The following is a 17,848-nucleotide window of genomic DNA, read 5'->3' on the forward strand; positions in this document are numbered from 1 at the left end:
AACGACGTTTTCTTGCCATTATGTGACGTGAACTTTCCTCCGTCCCCTGGAGTCCCGCATGCTCTTCACCCACGACCCCCACCACGACGGTTCCCCCGACCACGTGACCCTCGACGGGGACCGGGCGCGCCTCCGGGTCCGGGTGCCCGGCGGCGCCGACTCCGTGTACGCGTACGTGGTGGAGGACGGCGAGGCGGGCCTGGTCGAGGGGGTGCTGGAGAGTTCCGCGAACGGGGTGAGCTGGTTCGTGGTGGAGATCCCCCTCCTGCCCGTGGCGACCCCCTACCGTTTCGCGATCGTGCGCGACCGCCGCTACACCTGGCTCAACCAGGAGGGCGCGCACGACCACGAGGTCACCGACGACGCCGACTTCCGGCTGGTGAACGCGCCGCGCCCGCCCTCCTGGGTCCCGGGGACCACCGTCTACCAGATCTTCCCCGACCGCTTCGCGCGCGACGAGGACACCTTGGAACCCCTCACCGAGCACCCGGACTGGGCGGTCCCGCGCGCCTGGGACGACGAACCCTCGGGGTTCGGACCGGCCGCGCCCGGCGAGTACTACGGCGGCACCCTGGAGGGGGTCCGTCGCCATCTGGACCACCTGGCCGAGCTCGGAGCCCGGGTGGTCTACCTGACCCCGTTCTTCCCCGCCCGCTCCACCCACCGCTACGACGCCTCCAGCTTCGACCGGGTGGATCCGCTGCTCGGCGGCGAGGAGGCGCTGCTCGCCCTGGTCCGCGAGGCGCACGCGCGCGGCATGAGGGTGATGGGCGACCTCACCACCAACCACACCGGTGACGAGCACGAGTGGTTCCTGACCGCCCGGTCCGACCCGGACTCGGAGGAGGCTGGGTACTACTACTTCGAGGAGCACCCCGACTCCTACGTGAGCTGGCTGGGCGTGCGGTCCCTGCCCAAGCTCGACTACTCCTCGACCGCTCTGCGCGAGCGTGTCTACGGCGCCGACGACTCGGTCCTGGTGGACCGGCTGGGTGGGGAGGAGGGGCTGGACGGCTGGCGGATCGACGTGGCCAACATGACCGGGCGCCTGGGGAGCCAGGACGTCAACCACGAGGTGTCCGGCGAGATCGCCGCGCGGATGCGTGAGGCCGCCCCGCAGGCCTGGCTGCTGGCCGAGCACTTCTACGACGCCGGGCCCGACACCCGCCACGACGGATGGCACGGGGTGATGAACTACGCCGGTTTCACGCGGCCGGTGTGGGCCTGGCTGAACACCGGCCCGGAGGGGGTCCGGTACGCGGCCACGCACACGTCGGCGCCGCTGCCCAGCAGCGGTGCGGTCGAGGCGGTGCGGGCGATGCGCGCCACCAACGCGGGGCTCCCCTGGCGGGTGCGCACCCACAGCGTCAACGCGCTGAGCACCCACGACTCCGCCCGGTTCCGCACCGTGGTGGGCGACCCGCTCCGCCAGGCGGTCGGCGTGGCCGCGCAGGCGGCGCTGCCGGGTGTCCCGTTCGTCTTCGCGGGGGACGAGATCGGGCTTGAGGGGCGCGACGGTGAGAACTCCCGCCGCACGATGCCCTGGCACCGTCCCCAGGACTGGGACCAGAGGGTGCTGGACTCCCACCGCCGTCTGCTCGCCCTGCACCGGGACCTGCCCGCGCTCCAGGAGGGCGGACTCCGCTGGCTCGACGCGGGCGAGCACCACATGACGTTCCTGCGGACGCTGGGCGACCAGGTGGTGCTGGTGCACCTGACCGACGGGCCGCACGGGGAACGGGTCGCGGCCACGGGCGACCTGGACGCCACGGGATGGGAGGTCGTGGAGAGCGACGGCGCGGTGCGGGTGCGGCTGGACGGCGTGGTGGCGTTGTCCGCCGACGGCCCCGGCTACCTGTTCGCGGTCGGCACCCGTTCGGAGGGCTGACTCCTCCAGGCGGGGGGCGACCGCCCCCGCCCGGACCGCCGGGCCGCGGGCCGGTCCTCACCTCAGGAGGGGCTCCACGTCCTGGGTGATGCGGGTGACCACGTCCACGGTCCGACCGGTGAAGTAGAAGTGGTCGCCGGGCAGGGTGTGGTGCGCGAAGCCGCTCTCTACGTGGTCGGACCAGCCCGCGAGGCGTTCGGGGGTCATCCCCTGGTCTCGCGCGCCGCCGAAGACCGAGAGCGGGACCCTCAGGGGCGGGGTCCGCGGGTCGGGGCTCCAGGTGTCCACCAGTTGCAGGTCGGCGCGGACCAGGGGTTCGACGAAGGACCACAGGTCTGGGTCGTCCAGGGCGCGCCGGGGGGTGCCGCCCATGCGGGCGATGGTCTCGCGCAGACGGTCGGCGGAGACCAGGTGGCGCGGCGCGGCGCGTTCGGGTCCGGGAGCGGGGCTCCAGGCGGAGGCTCCGAGCCAGACCGGCGGCGTCCCGGCGGATGTCAGGCGGAGGGTGAGTTCGTAGGCGACCAGCGCGCCCATGCTGTGCCCGAAGAGGCCGAAGGGCCGGTCGAGTTCGGGGCGGATCACCTCGTGCATGCGCTCGGCCAGGGCGTCGGCGTCGCGCAGGGGCGGCTCGTGGGCGCTGCGGACGCGTCCGGGCGCGTCCAGGAGGCAGATCTCCCAGTCCTCGGGGAAGTGCCGGACCCAGCCCCGGTAGCCCAGGTGGGAGCCGCCCGCGTGGTGGAGGACGAAGAGCCGGAACCGGCTGTGGGGGACGGGTCTGAGCCGGTTCAGGGCGCCCTCGTGCACGGCCCTCCCCTCCTTTCTACCGATGGGTAACAACGCGAACCTACCAGTCGGTAATCGGCTTCGGGTAACCCGGTGAACCCGGACCGTTCCATCGCGTGAGCAGGGCCACACACCGACCGGTCGCCACCCCTCGCCCGTGGCGGACCCCCACGGCTCCACGCCGTGCCCGGAGACCTTCCCGTTCCCCCACGGTGACAAAGGCCCACGCGGGGTACGAAGCTCCCGCGTCCTCGGCCCCCGTCCGACGGCGCCCGTCCCCCGCCCGCCCACTGGGAGGTTCGCATGGAACACGGCCACGTCGTCGACGGGCTCACCGCACCGGTCGAGGTGGTGTACGACCGCTGGGGCGTCCCCCACGTGCGCGCCCACGACGCCGACGACGCGTTCGTCGCCCAGGGCTTCACCGCCGCCCGCGACCGGCTGTTCCAGCTCGACCTCTGGCGGCGCCGCGGCCTCGGCCTGCTCTCCGAGGTCCTGGGCGAGCGGTACCTGGAACGCGACCGCGCGGCCCGGCTCTTCCTCTACCGGGGGGACATGGACACCGAGTGGGCCGCCTACGGCGCGGGCGTGCGCCGGACCGCCGAGCTCTTCACCTCCGGGATCAACGCCTACGTCGCCCTCACCGAGCGCGAGCCCGCGCTGCTCGGGCCGGAGTTCGCGGAGCTCGGGTTCACCCCCGCCCGCTGGGCCCCCGAGGACCTGGCCCGGATCCGGTCCCACGGCCTCCACGCGAACGTCGAGAAGGAGCTGGCGCGCGCCCTCACCCTCCGTGACTTCGGCCCGGGTGTCGAGGACCTGCGCGCGGTCCGCGAGCCCGAAGGTCCCCTGCGCGTACCCGAGGGCCTGGACCTGGACGTCCTCCACCCCGAGGTCCTGGACGTGTACCGGCTGGCCTGCGCGCCCCTGGACCTGTCGGGTGCCGCACCGTGCACCACCCCACCCGAACCAGACGGCAGCAACAACTGGGTGATCGGCGCCGAGCGCACCGCCACGGGCCGCCCGATCCTGGCCAACGACCCGCACCGCGTGGTCGGCGCCCCGGCACTGCGCTACGTCACCCATCTGAGCTGTCCGGAGTTCGACGTGATCGGCGCGGGCGAGCCCGCCCTGCCCGGGGTCTCCATCGGGCACAACGGGCACGTCGCCTTCGGGCTCACCATCTTCCCGATCGACCAGGAGGACCTGTACGTCTACCAACTCCACCCGGACGACCCGGGTCGGTACCGTCACCGCGACGGCTGGCGGGAGCTGGAGACGGTCACCGAACGCGTCCCGGTGCGGGGCGGTCCCGACCGCGAGGTGCGGCTGGACTTCACCGTGCACGGTCCGCTCGTGCGCTCCGACCCCGAGCGGAACGCCGCCTTCGCCGTACGCGCCGCCTGGCTCGGTCCCGGAATGGCTCCCTACCTGGGCAGCGTCCAGTACATGCGGGCCCGGGACAGCCAGGAGTTCCGCGACGCCCTGCGGGTGTGGGGCGCTCCCGGCGAGAACCAGGTGTACGCCGACGCGGAGGGGTTCGGCTGGATCGCGGCGGGCCGCGTCCCCGTACGCCCGAACTGGGACGGTTCACTGCCCGTTCCCGGCGACGGAAGCCACGAGTGGGCGGGTTTCCACGGCCGCATGCCCTCCGCGCACCGGCCCGGGCAGGGGTGGTTCGCCTCCGCCAACGAACACAACACGCAGCGGGCGCCCGGCTGGGAGCCGTTCACCGTGACCCGGGACTGGGCGGCCCCCCTGCGGTACGAGCGCATCGCCGAGGAGCTGTCCGCACGCTCCGACTGGACCGTCGAGGACGCCTGCCGCCTCCAGGGCGACCACCGGAGCCCGGTCGCGCGCGCCGCCCTGTCCGTGCTGGACGCACTGCCGGACGGCTTCCCGGGGACCGCCCCGGCCCTGGAGCTGCTGCGGGCCGGAGGCTGGGACGGGACCATGGCGGTCGACCTGCCCCAGCCCACCCTGTTCGAGCACTGGTTCGCGCACCGTCTGCGTCCCGCGCTGCTGCGTGCGCGTCTGCCGGAGCTGGTCTCCTCCGACCGTGTCGACGCGGCGGTGGCCGCCCTCACCCCCGATCCGGACCGGGCCGCCGACCCGCGTGTTCCGCTGCGCCTGCTGGCGGAGGCGGTCCTCAGCGAACAGGGACGCGCGCTGGTGGCGCGCTCGTTGGGGGCGGCCCACCGGGACCTGTGCGAGCGGCTCGGTCCGCCCGGTCCGGCCTGGCACTGGGGCGAACACCACTTCGCCCGCCTGGACCACCCCCTCGCCGCGCTCCCGGACCCCCCGCCGTGGGCACGGGGACGGCGGATCGCGCGCCCGGGAAGCGCGGACACCGTCGACCTGACGGCGGCGGACGCCTCCGGCCGCCAGTACCACGGCGCGTCCTTCCGGATCGTGGTGGACGTCGGTGCGTGGGACGAGTCCGTCGCGGTCAACGCTCCGGGCCAGTCCGGGGACCCCCGCAGTCCCCACCACGACGACCTCACCGAACCGTGGGCTCGGGGCCGTCACTTCCCCCTGCTCTACTCCCGCGCGGCCGTGGACCGGCACCGTGCCTCGACCCTCCACCTGCTCCCGCCCGCGTGGTGAGCGGCCCCCGCCGGGCCTCCGGGGGCACCGCCCGCGCGAGCCGGGTGGAGAGCTCGGCGGTGCGCGCGACGAACTCCTCCGGTGCCTCCAGGGTGAAGTCCAGACCGGCCAGGGCGAGCACGATGACGATCCACTCATAGGAGTCCACGAGGGCCTCGTACCGGCAGCGGTCGGGGCCGACCGCCTCCAGCGAACCGTCCACCCGGGTGAGACGGGCGGCCACCTCGGCCGCCGTCGCGTGGAAGAGGACCGTGACGGTGTGCCTCTCCCGGCCCGGACCGAACCCCTCCTCCAGGTGCGCGGCCAGGTCCTCGGCGGGGAGCGCCCTGGGGGTGAACGCGGCGCGGGTCGGGGTGATCTCGGTGATCCGGTCCAGCCGGAAGGAGCGCCAGTCCTCGCGGTCGCGGTCCCAGGCGAACAGGTACCAGCGCCGACGCAGCAGGACCAGACGGTAGGGGTCCACGTGGCGGTGGAGCTCCCGCCCGTCGCGGCCCCGGTGGGTCATCCGGATCCGGTGGCCCGCCGCGACGGCGTCACTCAGCCCGGTGAGCACGTCGACCGACGCCCCGGGCCACACGCTCCGGCCGGGTTCCACCGCCGAGGCCAGGGTGCTGGCCCTGTGGGACAGTCGGGAGGGCAGCACCCGTTCGATCTTGCCCAGGGCCCGCTCCGCGCCCTCCTCCGCACCCTGGACGCCGCTGAGCCCGCCCGCGACCATCCGCAGCCCCAGCGCCACAGTGACCACCTCGTCGTCCTCGAACATCAACGGAGGAACGGCGTTGCCCGCCACCAGGCGGTAGTGCCCGCCGGGGCCGCGCAGGCTCTCCACCGGGTAGCCGAGCTCGCGCAGGCGGTCGATGTCGCGCCGCAGGGACCGGGGGCTGGTGCCCAGCGCCTCGGCGAGGGCGGCGGCGGACCAGGCCCGTCCGTTCTGCAGGAGGGAGAGCAGGCGCAGCATGCGCTGACTGGTGTCGGCCATACCCGCATTCTTCCCGATCGCCGAGCAGTTGTGGCCGGTTTCTGACCACAATCCGACTTAGTGTGACGGCCATGAGCACCACGACCACGGGCATCACCGTGACCGGAGCCCGCGAGAACAACCTGCGCGGGGTGGACCTGACCCTGCCCCGGGAGCGACTCGTCGTCTTCACCGGCGTGTCCGGATCGGGCAAGTCCTCCCTGGTGTACGGCACCATCGCCGCCGAGGCGCAGCGCCAGCTCAACGAGGCCCACGACAGCTTCACCCGCAGCCGGATGGCCCACCTGGGCGTGCCCGACGCCGACCGGTGGGAGAACCTCACCGTCACCGTCGCCGTGGATCAGCGGCGATTCGGTGGCAACGCGCGCTCGACCCTGGGCACCGCCACCGACCTCGCACCGCTCCTGCGCCTGTTGTTCTCCCGGATCGGTCGGCCCTGGACCGGGTACTCGCCCGCCTTCTCCTTCAACGACCCCGGCGGTATGTGCCCGGACTGCCAGGGCCTGGGCACGCTCCGCCGGATCGACGCCGACGCCCTGCTGGACGACGGCCTCTCCCTGGACCAGGGGGCCATCCGACTCCGGACCTTCGCGCCGGGGACCTGGCGGTGGAAGCGCTACGTGCACGCCGGACTGTTCGACAGGGAGAAACCGGTGGGCCGCTACACCGCCCGGGAACGCGACCTGCTGTTGCACGCCGAGGGGGTCAGGCTCACGGACCCGGACCCGGAGTTCCCGGCGAGCGGCGTCTTCGAGGGGGTGGTCCCCCGCATCACCCGCAGCCTGCTGGACGCGACGTCGGTCAACGCGAGGGACAGGGACGAACTGGAACGGGTGGTGTGGCGCGGCCCCTGCCCCGCCTGCGGGGGCGCGCGGCTGAACCCGGCCGCGCTGGCCTGCCGGATCGGTCGGCACAACATCGCGGACCTCTCCGCCCTGCCGGTCGTCCGGCTCGTCCCGGAGATCGCCGCGATCCACGACCCGCGGGTGGCCCCGGTGACCTCCGCGCTCCTGGAGCGCCTGCGCGGGCTGGAGGAGGTGGGCCTGGGCTACCTCAGCCTGGACCGGTACTCGGCCACGCTGTCCGGTGGCGAGGCCCAGCGCGTGCGGCTCGTAAGGCACCTGGGGGGCGCGCTGACCGGCCTGACCTACGTGCTCGACGAACCCAGTGCCGGGCTGCACCCGGCCGACGTGCACCGGCTCACCGCTCTGCTGCGCCGCCTGCGCGACAAGGGCAACACGGTGTTGGTGGTCGAACACGACCCGGACGTGATCGAGGCCGCCGACCACGTGGTGGACCTCGGCCCCGGAGCCGGACACGAGGGCGGCCGCGTCGTCTACGAGGGCCCCGTGGCCGGGCTCCGCCGAGCGCCCACCCCCACCGGCCGCTACCTGCGCCGACCCCGCTCGGTACGGTCCCGCACCCGCACCCCCGACGGTTCGGTGGAGGTTCGCGGCGCCCGCCTGCACAACCTGCGCGGGATCGACGTGTCCGTTCCGACCGGGGTGCTGACGGCCGTGACCGGGGTGGCGGGGTCGGGCAAAAGCTCACTCGCCCATGGGGAACTGCCCCGGGTGCGCCCGGACGCGGTGGTGCTCACCCAGGGCTCCCTGCACGGCGGACCCCGGTCCACCCCCGTGACCTACCTGGGGATCCAGGACACCCTGCGCGCGCTGTTCGCGCGGGCCAACGGGGTGGCGTCCGGCTGGTTCAGCGCCAACTCCACGGGCGCCTGCCCGACCTGTCGGGGACGCGGGGTGATCATCACCGACCTCGCCTTCCTCGACGACGTCAAGACGGAGTGCGAGCGCTGCCGCGGGCTGCGGTTCAACGACCGCGCGCTGTCGTACACCCTGGACGGCCGCACCATCGCGGAGGTGCTGGCGCTGACGGCGGCGCGCGCCCGGGAGGTCCTCGCGGGGCCCGTCGCGGAGTCGCTGGACCGTATGGAACGGGTCGGGCTGGGTTACCTACGGCTGGGGCAGTCCCTGACCACGCTCTCCGGCGGGGAGCGGCAGCGCCTCCGGCTGGCCCGCGAGCTGGCGGAGCCCGCACGGCTGTACGTGCTGGACGAACCCACCACCGGCCTGCACGGCGGTGACGTGGCCGGGCTCGTGAACCTGTTCGACGGCATGGTGGACGCGGGCGCGACGGTGGTGGTCGTCGAGCACCGGATGGACGTGGTGGCCGCCGCCGACCACGTGGTGGACCTCGGCCCCGGAGCCGGACACGAGGGCGGCCGGGTCGTGTTCGAGGGAACGCCCGCGCGGATGGCCGACGCGGGGAGGGGCGCCACCGCCGACGCCCTGCGCGCCCACCTGTCCGGGTGACGCCCGCCCCCCGGGTTCCCACGACCGGTTCGTAAGTCGCGGGAACTCACGGACCCCTCCGAACGACGTCAGTGTCGACCGGAACGGCGACGGCGGAGGAGATCCATGGACCCGGCGAGCACGAGACCCGTGACCGAGGACGGAACACCCCCGCCGAGGACGGGCGTGTGGCAGCAGCTCAGGCCGCTCGTACTGCGGCTGCACTTCTACGCGGGCGTGCTGGTGGCGCCCTTCCTCCTGGTGGCGACGGTCTCCGGGCTGCTGTACGTGTGGACACCCCAGGTCGAGCAGGTGCTGTACGCCGACCAGCTGCGCGTCCCCGCCTCCGAGGGGTCCCTGCCCCTGGCCGAACAGGTGCGGATCGCCCGCGCGGAGGCGCCCGACGCCAGCGTCCACTCGGTGCGCCCGGCCACCACCCCGGAGGACTCCACATGGGTCCTGATGGACCTGGCCGAGAGCGGCAACGGGGCGCGCACGACGGTGTTCGTCGACCCCCACGCGGGCGAGGTCCTGGGGGTGTCCGAGAGCTACGGGACCAGCGGGGCGCTGCCGGTGCGCACCTGGATCGACCTGCTCCACCGGCAACTGCACCTGGGGGAGGTCGGCCGGCTGTACAGCGAGCTCGCCGCGAGCTGGCTCGGGGTGGTCGCCCTGGGCGGCCTGGCCCTGTGGGTGGCCCGGCGTCGGCGCGGCCGTCAGCGGTCGGGCCGGGCACGCTCGGTCTCCCTGCACGCCACGGTGGGGGCGTGGGTCCTTCTGGGGCTGCTGTTCCTGTCCGCCACCGGGTTGACCTGGTCCCAGTACGCGGGGTCGAACATCTCCGACCTGCGTGAACGGATGTCCTGGACCACTCCGGCGGCGTCCACGGAGGTCCCCTCCGCCAGCCCCGGTGTGGACGTCGGCCCGGACGAGGTCCTGGCCAGCGCACGGGAGGCCGGACTCGACGGCCGGGTCACCGTCGACCTGCCCTCCGACCACACCTCTCCCTACGTGGTCACCCAGCTCGAACGCTCCTGGCCGACCCAGGCGGACTCGGTCGCCGTCGCCCAGGACACGGGCGAGGTCGTGGACGTCGTCCGCTTCGAGGACCACCCGCTGATGGCCAAACTCAGCCGCTGGGGCGTGGACGCCCACATGGGCCTGCTGTTCGGGGTACCCAACCAGCTCGTCCTCACGGCGGTCTGCGGCGGGCTGCTCTGGGTGATCGTCCTGGGCTACCGCATGTGGTGGCAGCGCAGGCCCACGCGCGGCGGCGCCTGGGGGCTGGGGCGGCCCTACCAGCGCGGTTCGTTCCTGGCACTGTCCTGGCCCCTGAGGGTGGCGGTCGTTCTGACCTGCGCGGGGGTCGGTCTGGCCCTGCCCGTGCTGGGGGTCTCGCTGCTGGTCTTCCTGGTGGTCGACGTCCTGGTCGGCCGGTTCTCCGAGGGCGCCCGGCGGCTCAGGTCCGGTTCCGGGTGAGTTCGGGGAACCGCTGGAGCACCCGGTCCACCACCTGGGCCGGGCCGAGGTCGGTGTTGTCCACGGCCAGGTCCGCCCACGCGCCCAGCCACTCCCGGTCGGCCCGGTAGAAGGGGTCGATCCTGGACCGCCGGAAGGCCCGGGCGCCCTCGTTGGCCTCGGGGTGGTCCGGGGCGACGTCGTGGGCGGCGACGCGCGCCTCCAGGACGGCACGGTCCGGCCGCAGCAGGACCCGGCGGACCTCGATCTCCTCGACGCGCAGGCCGTCGAGGATCTCCTCCGCGTACTCCCGGCGGAGGACGCTCATCGGGACGATGAGGGTCTGGCCGGTGAAGGCGTGCACCTGGGCTGCGACGGTGGCGAACAGGGCGCGCCAGGGCGGCAGGTCCTGGAAGTCTCCGGGGTGGTCGGGCAGCAGGTGACGGAGCATGAAGCCGATCTCCTCCGGGTCCAGGAGACGGCTGTCGGGCACGCGTTCGACCAGCAGTTCGGCGGTGGTCGTCTTCCCTCCGCCGAAGGGTCCGTTGATGTGCAGCAGCATGCGCGCATGCTACGCGCGGCCGGGCCCAGGCCGGGGGCCGGTCACCCGGCGGATTCCGCGTCCGGTCGTACGGACGGGACGGGGTCGGCGGCGAGGCGGCGCAGCAGCGGACCGTACTCGGGGTGGGCCAGGGCGGACGCGAACTGGGCGACCAGGTAGTCGGCGGGGTTGCCGGTGTCGTACCAGCGCCCCTGGATCACCTGACCGTAGACCGGGTGATCGGCGGCGTGGGCGTTGATGGCGTCGGTCAGGTAGATCTCGCCGGTGCGGTGGGTGAACCAACGCTCGGTCTGGGCGCGCAGCTGGGCGACGACGTCGGGCGTGACCACGTAGCCCCCGATCGCGGCGTAGGCGGAGGGCGCGTCCTCGGGCTTGGGCTTCTCGACCAGTCCGGAGATGCGCAGGAGCCCGTCGGCGAGGTCCTCCGCCACGCGGGGGACCCCGTAGCGGCGGGACTCCTCCCTGTCCATGGGCATGAGGGCCAGCACGGGGTGGCCGGTGCGCTCGAAGGCGCTCACGAGCTGCTGGGCCCGGGGGACCTCCGCGACGAAGACGTCGTCGGGCCACAGGACGAGCGTCGGCTCGTCACGGGCGTCCCGGTAGGCGTTGAGGACCGGGGTGCCGTTGCCGTAGGGACCGTGCTGGTCCAGATAGGTGATGTGCCCCAGGCGAGCCAGTTCGGCGACCTCCTCCACGGCGTCGGCGTACTCCTGCTTTCCGTCGCCACGCAGCCGCGCGACCAGGGTCGGGTCGGGGCGGAAGTGGTCCTGGATGAGGGACTTGCCACCGGAGACGACGATCGTGATGTCGGTGATGCCGGAGGACACGAGTTCGCGGACGGTGTGTTCGATGACCGGCTTGTCACCGACGGGGAGCATCTCCTTGGGCGTGGCCTTGGTGAGCGGCAGCAACCGCGAACCCATACCGGCCGCGGGGATCACGGCGCGTCGGATCGTCCTGGTCATGTGTCTCCCCTGGTCGTGGCAGGTGCGGTGGAGGCCGATCGTATCCGCGCGGACGTCGGCGGGCACGGAGGACAGGGCCGGTGCACCTCGGGTATAGAATGAACATGTGTTCATTCAAAAACAGGAGGGTCGATGCCACGGACTCCGGAACAGCACGAGGCGATGCGCGCCGCGACCCGGGAACGGGTGCGGTCCGCCGCGGTTCGGCTGTTCGCGCGCCAGGGGTTCGCGGCGGTGAACATGCGGCGGATCGCGGAGGAGGCGGGCATCAGTACCGGCTCCATCTACCGCCACTTCACCACCAAGGAGGAGCTGTTCGAGGACCTGGTCACCGAGGCCGCCACCGGCATGGGCGAGGTCGTCGCCCTGTTCCGGGGGCCCGGCGACCCCGTGGAGTCCCTGCGGGCGTTCACGGAGGAGTTCCTATCCGATCTGGCCGGAACCGGGGACTTCGTCGAGTTCTTCCAGCTCATGCACCAGGCGTTCACCCAGGGCAACTCCCCTGAGGGAGGCGCCCCCGCCGTGGCCGCACTGGTCAGCCGGAACTCGGAGCTCCTCGGCGCGACCGTGGAGCTGGTGGAGCGCGGGCAGTCCCGCGGGGCGCTGCGCCCCGGCCCCGCCGACGAGCTGGCGTCCTGCTACTTCGCCCTGCTGGACGGTCTGGTGACGATGCGGTCCGCCCTGGGCGAGCGGTGTGTGCTGCCGAGCACGTCCACGGTGATGGGTCTGCTCCTCAAGGAGGGAAACGATGGTTGACGGAAGCGGGGAAACGATGCGGATCGAGGTCAGACGCGGCGACGAGCTGGGCGAGGAGTACCGGAGGGCGATCGCGGAGGTGTTCGTCGAAGGCTTCGGTGACGACCTGGCGTACTTCGCCAGGGATCCGGCCCGACTCACCGAGGCCGTCGAGCACATGCTGGTGCTGGAGCGCTTCCACGTGGCGCTGATCGACGGCCGACCGGCGGCGCTGGCCAGCCTCACCGAGGGTGACCAGGAGGCGATCGACCACGACGCCCGCACGCTGCGCGGGCACCTGGGCCTGGTCAAGGGCACCATCGCGGACCGGGTCTTCCGAACGCACTTCCAGGGTGGCACCGCCACGTCCCGACCGGGCCGCGCCGAGATCGGCTTCGTCGCCAGCGCGCGGCGTTTCCGGGGCCGGGGCGCCGCCAAGGCGGTCCTGAACCACCTCCTCGCCCTGCCCGGGTACGACGAGTACACGCTGGAGGACATCAAGGACAACAACGCGCCCGCCCTCGGGCTCTACGAACACCTCGGCTTCCGTGAGTACAGGCGGAACCCGACCAGGCACGCCCGGTGGAGCGGGTTCGACGCCTACGTGTCCATGAGGCGCACTACAGGACCGTGACGTCCACCCTGCGGCCGTCGGGGTCGGTCAGCAGGTGCTCGCCCCGGGAGAGCGGCGGGTCGGTCTCCGTCACGTCCAGGGCCAGGCTCAGCCTGAGGTCACCGGCCCGGTGAACGTCGGGGGCCGGGTGGATCTCCAGGACCGGCCCCAGGGGAAGCCTGCTGGAGTAGCGCCTCGGCCCGTCCGGGCCGGGCTCCTCACCGAAGGCGAGGCCGAGCGCGTTGTAGAAGTCCCGGCACTCTTGCGCCCGGGAGGTGTACAGGACGATGGCGTCGAGGCAGGCGTGCGTGGCGAAGAGGGGTTCCGGCATGGACGTCCCTACTGGTCAGAGGGGGCGAGGAGGGGCGTGGTCACCCCCGATCCCAGTCTGCGCGGCGGGTGCGTGGGCCACAAGCGCGGGGTTCCCGGCTGTGGACAACTCCCTCAGAGAGTCCAGGGGGCGCAGAACCGGACACCCTGGTGACCCGGCACCCGCGCCTGGCACCCGGCGGGCCCGCACCCGCGCCCACGTCCCGGAGATGAGCTCGACACTCGGGTGACCGGCCCCGGTTCCGGTGACGACGACCCCTCCTCGCGGAGTCGGCGCAGCGCGGCGCCCGTGGCCACGGAACGCCCGCCTCCCGCCCGAAGGTCCGCACCCCGTCCCGGTGATGACGGCCGAGTGGGCCCTCCAGCCGAACCGACGTGTTCACCCCGGAGTACGGCGAGTGGCCAGGACCGCCCCTAGGCCCGTTCCCGTTCCGGCAGCCGGTAGACGGACACGTGCGAGCGGGAGTCACCGGTGAAGGGGGCGCCCTTCCAGTCGGCGTGCCGGGACTCCAGCTCGAAACCGGCCATCTGCGCCATGAGGTCGAGTTCGGACGGCCACACGTACCGCTGCTTCACGCGGATCACGCTGGGCTCGCCGCCCTTCTCGAACCGGATGTGGTGCGAGACCAGGTGCTGGTGTTCGAGGTCGAAGGTGTCCAGCCCCACGTACCCGTCGCGGTGGGCGAACACCAGGCCGTCCTGGCCGGGAGGAAGCCGCCGCAGGCTGGGCACGCCCAGTTCCACCACGAACCGTCCGCCGGGCCCGAGGTGGCGGGCGGCGTTGCGGAAGCACTCGACCTGCTCGGCCTGGGTGAGCAGGTTCGAGATCGTGTTGTAGACCAGGTACACCAGCGAGTGGTCGCCGGGGACCCTCGTGGTGGCCATGTCACCGACCACCACGGGGATGGTCGCCTCGTCGGCCTTGGTGCGCAGCCGCTCGACCATCGCCGGGGAAAGCTCGACTCCGGTGACCGGGACGCCCCGGGCCGCCAGGGGCACCGCGATCCTCCCGGTGCCGATCGCGAACTCCAGGGCCCCGCCGTTCCCCGCGAGCGCGGCCAGCGCCGCCACGGCGGGATCCACCTCCTCGGGCGCGAACATCCCCTCACCGGGGGTGTCGTAGGAACGCGCCATCTCGGCGTCCCACACCGGGGACGGGGCGGACGGTGCGCGGGGCTCCGGTACCGGTTCAGCGTCAGTCATCCGGGCACGGTAGCGCCGGTCCGCGGCCGAGCGCCAGGGGATTTCGGGTCCGGATCCCCAGCACGTCGGGGATCCGCGTCCCGGTCAGCGGCCTCCGGGGCGGGGATCCGGAGGCGGTGACCGCGCATCCGGTCGACCTCGCGGCCCGCCCGGACGCGGAACGGTCCCGCGACCGGCTTCCCACTGCGGAATCTTAGCGTTCTGCCCTCCTTGTGGTCCTATGTCACTACGCATAGCATCAGCGCGGCCCCACCGGGTCACGAAGATCATCAGCACCCTCACCCCAGGGAGACCCCATGCTGAGACGCGTCCTCACACCCCTCCTGGTCGCGCTGAGCGCACTGGCACTCACGCTGGCGGGCACCGTCACGGCGAGCGCCGCCGAGCAGTCCCAGAACCCCACCGTCCTCTACTACGACTCCAGCCAGGCCGCCGAGTTCACCTCCGTCGTCGCCTCGGCCGTCGACGTGTGGAACTCCAGCGTCGACAACGTCCGTCTGGAGCCCGCCTCCGCCGGGCAGCGCGCAGAGATCCGTGTCATCGCCGACGACGGCTGGCCCCGCGCCCACCTCGGGCCGGTGCGTCCCGGCGGTCAGGTCACCGTCTGGATGGGCCGCCAGGGCACCGCCGAGGGCCACGACCCGCTGCGGATCGCCGCGCACGAGCTGGGCCACAGCCTGGGTCTGCCCGACGCCAAGCCCGGCCCCTGCTCCTCCCTGATGTCGGGCTCCACCGGCGGGGTGGGCTGCACCAACGCCCAGCCCAACGCCTCCGAGCAGGCGCGGGTCGAGGCCAACTACGGTGGCGGGCTCGCCGGTCAGCAAGTCGCTGACGGACAGCTCCTGGTCGACCGCCACTAGGAACACGGGAGGGCCGGCGCTGTCGCGCCGGCCCTCCTCCTGTCGCTCGGGCTACTCCACGACCTCGAACTCCAGGGTGTCGGTGAACGTGCGTCCGTGGACGTCGGTGGCGGTCACCTCGGCGGTGTGCCCACCGGTCTCGAGGTCCTCGGGCAGGTCGAACCGCCACAGGTGCATGGTGCGGTCGGCGACACTGCCGCCGTGGACCAGCTGCTGGGCGACGGCGTGGGGGTCGGAGTACTCCGCGCCGACGTTGACGCCCTCACCACGGAGCCGCTGGGTGCGCTCGGCCTTCGTGGCGGGGGCTCCGTCGAGGCTGACCTCCACGGTGGCGCCGGTGGAGCCGAGGAAGAGGTTGGTGGTCAGCCAGGTGCCGCCCGCCAGGTCCTCGGCGCCGACCACCAGTGGCTCCGCGAGCTCGGGAGCGTCACCGACGGGGTCGGAGTTCCACTCGCGGCGCTCGGTGTACCACGCGCGGTAGGTCGGGCTGTTCAGACCGAGCTGGGTCTGCACGTCGTCGGGCTCGCCGGTGACGGTGTAGCGCTCCCGGAACTGGTTGCCCTCGATGTCGAGGGTCACCACGCCCGGGCGCCCGCCGTCACGGCCGAGGGCCGTGGGGTATCCGTCCTCACCGACCTCGCCGGAGTACCAGTCACCCGAGATCGCGCCCACCGTGAGGTGGGGGAAGGGCAGACCCTCGATCCCGAAGAGCTCCCGCCAGCCCTCGACGTCGTCGCCCGTCCGCAGGTTCTCGATGCTGTGGCTGTGTCCGGCCACCGCGACGGCCTCACGGCCTTCGAGGAGTTCGTGGACCCGCGCGACCTGGTCGACCTGGTGGACCGGGGAGCCCTCGTCGGCGTAGTTGAGCAGTCCGATGTGGCCCGCCACGACGACCAGCTTGTCCTCGTCCACGTGGGCCAGGTCCTGTTCGAGCCAGGTGAGCTGGTCGTCGCTGATCCGGCCGTTGTAGGACGCCCGGCCGTCGGGGGCGCAGTGCTCCTCGATGCCCTCGGGGCTGTCGTCGGCCGCCGTGCAGGGGTAGTCGACGGTGTTCAGGGCCACGACGTGCGCGTCACCGACCTCGTACGAGTAGTACGCGGGGGCCAGCGCCGAGCGGAAGGTGTCGAAGGCGTGCTCCGCGCCGGGGGCGTCGAAGTCGAGGTCGTGGTTGCCGGGCAGGAAGCGCGCCGGCCCGTTGGTCTCGGCGACCAGTTCCCTGATGTCGGGGTAGAGCGACAGGTCGTCACCGGCGACGTCACCGACGAAGAGCGTGCCGCAGCCCGCGTAGTCGTCCCGCTCGGACAGGTCCTTGATGGCCCCGGCGCGCGCGTACTCGATCTCCTGCCGGTCATAGGTCTGGAGGTCACCGGCGATGACGCAGCTCTGCTCCTCGGCGGCGGTCAGTTCGCTCTCCACGAGGGGGAAGTTGACCTCCGACGGCAGTGGGCCGGTGGGCTCGATGCCGCCGTAGCGCAGGTCCGGGGAGCCCTCGGGCAGGTGGTTGTAGTGGAACTGCGGGACGTTGTGCTCGTCCAGCGGCACCTGGTAGCCGGACGGCTGCGTGATCGACACGGTCATGTTGTCGAACGCGGGCAGCTCGTACCGGCCCAGGTCGTCGGTGCGGACCACGTCGCGGCCGTTGGTGACCACGACACCGGCGAGGCCGGTCTCGCCCTCGCTGGCGCCGTCGCGGTCGGTGTCGACGAACACCGTTCCGTGGAGCAGCGGGGTGTCGGGAGCGTCGGCGGGGGTGCGGACGACCTCGATCCCGCCTCGGTAGACGGAGTCGTCCCCGTCGTTCGCGGGCGCCGCCACGGCCGGGGCGATCGCCACGGTCAGGGAGGCGGTGAGGGCGACGACCGTCGAGGCGGTCAGCGCGGCGCGGAGGCCGCGGCGGGTGTGTTCGGTGGGGGTGTGTGTCGTGAGCATGCGGTTGCTCTCCGATACGTGAGGGGACCTGTCCGGTCGGGGGACCGGACCAACGCCACCTTCCTCGACACGGCTGAACGCGGGCACAGGCCCCAGCGAACGGACACCCACGGTTCGGTGACGGCTGGTCTCACTCGGTGACCGGGCACCCCCGACGAAAGTCGGTACGGACCCTCCACCAAAGGGCCCACCCGGGGCCGCGTGTCGTCTTCTTAGGCGACACGACGGAGCGTCCCGCAGGTGGATGTCCGGGAGGGTGCGGCGGGCCTAGCGTGGAGTACGTAGCCAGGGGGTCCGGTCCCGCACCACGACGGGGGCCGGACCCCGGAAGAGACTGAGGAGTCCCGCGATGACACTGCTGAACCTGTTCGAGTCGATGACCCCCGAGACCGGGATCGCCCTGGTTCTCATGATCGGCGCCCTGCTGGTGGGTCTGGCGGCGATCGTGCTCATCATCGCCGCCGTGTTCAGCATCCTGTTCTCCCGGCTGGACGTCCCCATGAAGCTCGTCTGGATCATCCTCGTCTTCCTCGCGCCCCTGATCGGCGCGATCCTGTGGTTCCTGATCGGACGGAACCGGGTTCCGGCCCAGCAGTACGGGTACCGCTGACCCTCCGCCGCGCACGGGCC

At 72.7% G+C, this 17,848-nt stretch carries 15 protein-coding genes; 8 read left to right on the forward strand and 7 right to left on the reverse strand.

The window, feature by feature from the left end:
- Positions 1–58 precede the first annotated feature (58 nt).
- The gene (locus ACFW3L_RS05165) at positions 59–1,888 is read left to right on the forward strand and encodes a glycoside hydrolase family 13 protein (RefSeq protein WP_378736562.1); all 1,830 of its coding nucleotides are present in this window, start codon (positions 59–61) and stop codon (positions 1,886–1,888) included.
- Between the two features lie 57 nt (positions 1,889–1,945).
- Here the strand turns inward: ACFW3L_RS05165 and ACFW3L_RS05170 are convergent, their stop codons facing one another.
- Positions 1,946–2,692, reverse strand: a complete 747-nt coding sequence (locus ACFW3L_RS05170; protein WP_378736564.1) for a thioesterase II family protein — start codon at positions 2,690–2,692, stop codon at positions 1,946–1,948.
- Positions 2,693–2,974: 282 nt separating this feature from the next.
- On the opposite strand from ACFW3L_RS05170, the gene ACFW3L_RS05175 reads away from it, so the two are divergent.
- A complete protein-coding gene (locus tag ACFW3L_RS05175) occupies positions 2,975–5,275 on the forward strand; it encodes a penicillin acylase family protein (protein ID WP_378736567.1) in 2,301 nt (766 codons plus the stop codon).
- On the opposite strand, the gene ACFW3L_RS05180 is transcribed toward ACFW3L_RS05175, so the two are convergent.
- A complete protein-coding gene (locus tag ACFW3L_RS05180; protein ID WP_378736569.1) occupies positions 5,169–6,254 on the reverse strand; it encodes a helix-turn-helix transcriptional regulator in 1,086 nt (361 codons plus the stop codon). The genes ACFW3L_RS05175 and ACFW3L_RS05180 overlap by 107 nt on opposite strands.
- A gap of 71 nt (positions 6,255–6,325) precedes the next feature.
- Here ACFW3L_RS05180 and ACFW3L_RS05185 point away from each other — a divergent pair, with 71 nt between their 5' ends.
- Both ACFW3L_RS05185 and ACFW3L_RS05190 read left to right on the forward strand, forming a co-directional pair.
- Positions 6,326–8,584: an ATP-binding cassette domain-containing protein gene (locus ACFW3L_RS05185; protein WP_378736571.1), complete on the forward strand. Its 2,259-nt coding sequence runs from the start codon at positions 6,326–6,328 to the stop codon at positions 8,582–8,584.
- 105 nt (positions 8,585–8,689) lie between these two features.
- Complete coding sequence (locus ACFW3L_RS05190) at positions 8,690–10,042, forward strand: PepSY-associated TM helix domain-containing protein (protein WP_378736573.1); 1,353 nt, start codon at positions 8,690–8,692, stop codon at positions 10,040–10,042.
- Here ACFW3L_RS05190 and ACFW3L_RS05195 read toward each other — a convergent pair.
- Together ACFW3L_RS05195 and ACFW3L_RS05200 are read right to left on the reverse strand one after the other, a co-directional pair.
- Positions 10,023–10,583 carry an AAA family ATPase gene (locus tag ACFW3L_RS05195; protein ID WP_378736575.1) on the reverse strand — a complete coding sequence of 187 codons (561 nt, stop codon included), beginning with the start codon at positions 10,581–10,583 and terminating at the stop codon, positions 10,023–10,025. The two genes, ACFW3L_RS05190 and ACFW3L_RS05195, sit on opposite strands and share 20 nt — an antisense overlap.
- Positions 10,584–10,624: 41 nt before the next feature.
- On the reverse strand, positions 10,625–11,548 hold the full coding sequence (locus ACFW3L_RS05200) for a UTP--glucose-1-phosphate uridylyltransferase (protein WP_378736577.1): 924 nt from the start codon (positions 11,546–11,548) through the stop codon (positions 10,625–10,627).
- A gap of 132 nt (positions 11,549–11,680) precedes the next feature.
- On the opposite strand from ACFW3L_RS05200, the gene ACFW3L_RS05205 reads away from it, so the two are divergent.
- Positions 11,681–12,304, forward strand: coding sequence for a TetR/AcrR family transcriptional regulator (locus tag ACFW3L_RS05205; RefSeq protein ID WP_378736579.1), 624 nt, complete (start codon positions 11,681–11,683; stop codon positions 12,302–12,304).
- Positions 12,297–12,917, forward strand: coding sequence for a GNAT family N-acetyltransferase (locus tag ACFW3L_RS05210; protein ID WP_378736581.1), 621 nt, complete (start codon positions 12,297–12,299; stop codon positions 12,915–12,917). The genes ACFW3L_RS05205 and ACFW3L_RS05210 overlap by 8 nt, the downstream gene beginning before the upstream one ends.
- On the opposite strand, the gene ACFW3L_RS05215 is transcribed toward ACFW3L_RS05210, so the two are convergent.
- Both ACFW3L_RS05215 and ACFW3L_RS05220 read right to left on the reverse strand, forming a co-directional pair.
- Positions 12,904–13,227 carry a hypothetical protein gene (locus ACFW3L_RS05215; protein WP_378736583.1) on the reverse strand — a complete coding sequence of 108 codons (324 nt, stop codon included), beginning with the start codon at positions 13,225–13,227 and terminating at the stop codon, positions 12,904–12,906. The two genes, ACFW3L_RS05210 and ACFW3L_RS05215, sit on opposite strands and share 14 nt — an antisense overlap.
- 413 nt (positions 13,228–13,640) lie before the next feature.
- The gene (locus ACFW3L_RS05220) at positions 13,641–14,360 is read right to left on the reverse strand and encodes a class I SAM-dependent DNA methyltransferase (protein WP_378736939.1); all 720 of its coding nucleotides are present in this window, start codon (positions 14,358–14,360) and stop codon (positions 13,641–13,643) included.
- Positions 14,361–14,725: 365 nt separating this feature from the next.
- Here ACFW3L_RS05220 and ACFW3L_RS05225 point away from each other — a divergent pair, with 365 nt between their 5' ends.
- On the forward strand, positions 14,726–15,289 hold the full coding sequence (locus tag ACFW3L_RS05225; protein WP_378736585.1) for a snapalysin family zinc-dependent metalloprotease: 564 nt from the start codon (positions 14,726–14,728) through the stop codon (positions 15,287–15,289).
- A 51-nt stretch (positions 15,290–15,340) separates the two neighbouring features.
- Here ACFW3L_RS05225 and ACFW3L_RS05230 read toward each other — a convergent pair whose 3' ends face one another.
- Positions 15,341–17,218: a calcineurin-like phosphoesterase C-terminal domain-containing protein gene (locus tag ACFW3L_RS05230; protein ID WP_378736587.1), complete on the reverse strand. Its 1,878-nt coding sequence runs from the start codon at positions 17,216–17,218 to the stop codon at positions 15,341–15,343.
- A 349-nt stretch (positions 17,219–17,567) separates the two neighbouring features.
- Here ACFW3L_RS05230 and ACFW3L_RS05235 point away from each other — a divergent pair, with 349 nt between their 5' ends.
- On the forward strand, positions 17,568–17,828 hold the full coding sequence (locus ACFW3L_RS05235) for a PLDc N-terminal domain-containing protein (protein WP_378736589.1): 261 nt from the start codon (positions 17,568–17,570) through the stop codon (positions 17,826–17,828).
- Positions 17,829–17,848 lie beyond the last annotated feature (20 nt).

It is taken from the genome of Nocardiopsis sp. NPDC058789 (assembly GCF_042745575.1).
Taxonomy (GTDB): Bacteria; Actinomycetota; Actinomycetes; order Streptosporangiales; family Streptosporangiaceae; genus Nocardiopsis; species Nocardiopsis eucommiae.

Coding starts and splice junctions, on each gene's coding strand:
- ACFW3L_RS05165 (WP_378736562.1), top strand. CDS start 59: ATGCTCTTCACCCACGACCCCCACCACGACGGTTCCCCCGACCACGTG.
- ACFW3L_RS05175 (WP_378736567.1), top strand. CDS start 2,975: ATGGAACACGGCCACGTCGTCGACGGGCTCACCGCACCGGTCGAGGTG.
- ACFW3L_RS05180 (WP_378736569.1), bottom strand. CDS start 6,254: ATGGCCGACACCAGTCAGCGCATGCTGCGCCTGCTCTCCCTCCTGCAG.
- ACFW3L_RS05185 (WP_378736571.1), top strand. CDS start 6,326: ATGAGCACCACGACCACGGGCATCACCGTGACCGGAGCCCGCGAGAAC.
- ACFW3L_RS05190 (WP_378736573.1), top strand. CDS start 8,690: ATGGACCCGGCGAGCACGAGACCCGTGACCGAGGACGGAACACCCCCG.
- ACFW3L_RS05195 (WP_378736575.1), bottom strand. CDS start 10,583: ATGCTGCTGCACATCAACGGACCCTTCGGCGGAGGGAAGACGACCACC.
- ACFW3L_RS05200 (WP_378736577.1), bottom strand. CDS start 11,548: ATGACCAGGACGATCCGACGCGCCGTGATCCCCGCGGCCGGTATGGGT.
- ACFW3L_RS05205 (WP_378736579.1), top strand. CDS start 11,681: ATGCCACGGACTCCGGAACAGCACGAGGCGATGCGCGCCGCGACCCGG.
- ACFW3L_RS05210 (WP_378736581.1), top strand. CDS start 12,297: ATGGTTGACGGAAGCGGGGAAACGATGCGGATCGAGGTCAGACGCGGC.
- ACFW3L_RS05215 (WP_378736583.1), bottom strand. CDS start 13,227: ATGCCGGAACCCCTCTTCGCCACGCACGCCTGCCTCGACGCCATCGTC.
- ACFW3L_RS05220 (WP_378736939.1), bottom strand. CDS start 14,360: ATGGCGCGTTCCTACGACACCCCCGGTGAGGGGATGTTCGCGCCCGAG.
- ACFW3L_RS05225 (WP_378736585.1), top strand. CDS start 14,726: ATGCTGAGACGCGTCCTCACACCCCTCCTGGTCGCGCTGAGCGCACTG.
- ACFW3L_RS05230 (WP_378736587.1), bottom strand. CDS start 17,218: ATGCTCACGACACACACCCCCACCGAACACACCCGCCGCGGCCTCCGC.
- ACFW3L_RS05235 (WP_378736589.1), top strand. CDS start 17,568: ATGACACTGCTGAACCTGTTCGAGTCGATGACCCCCGAGACCGGGATC.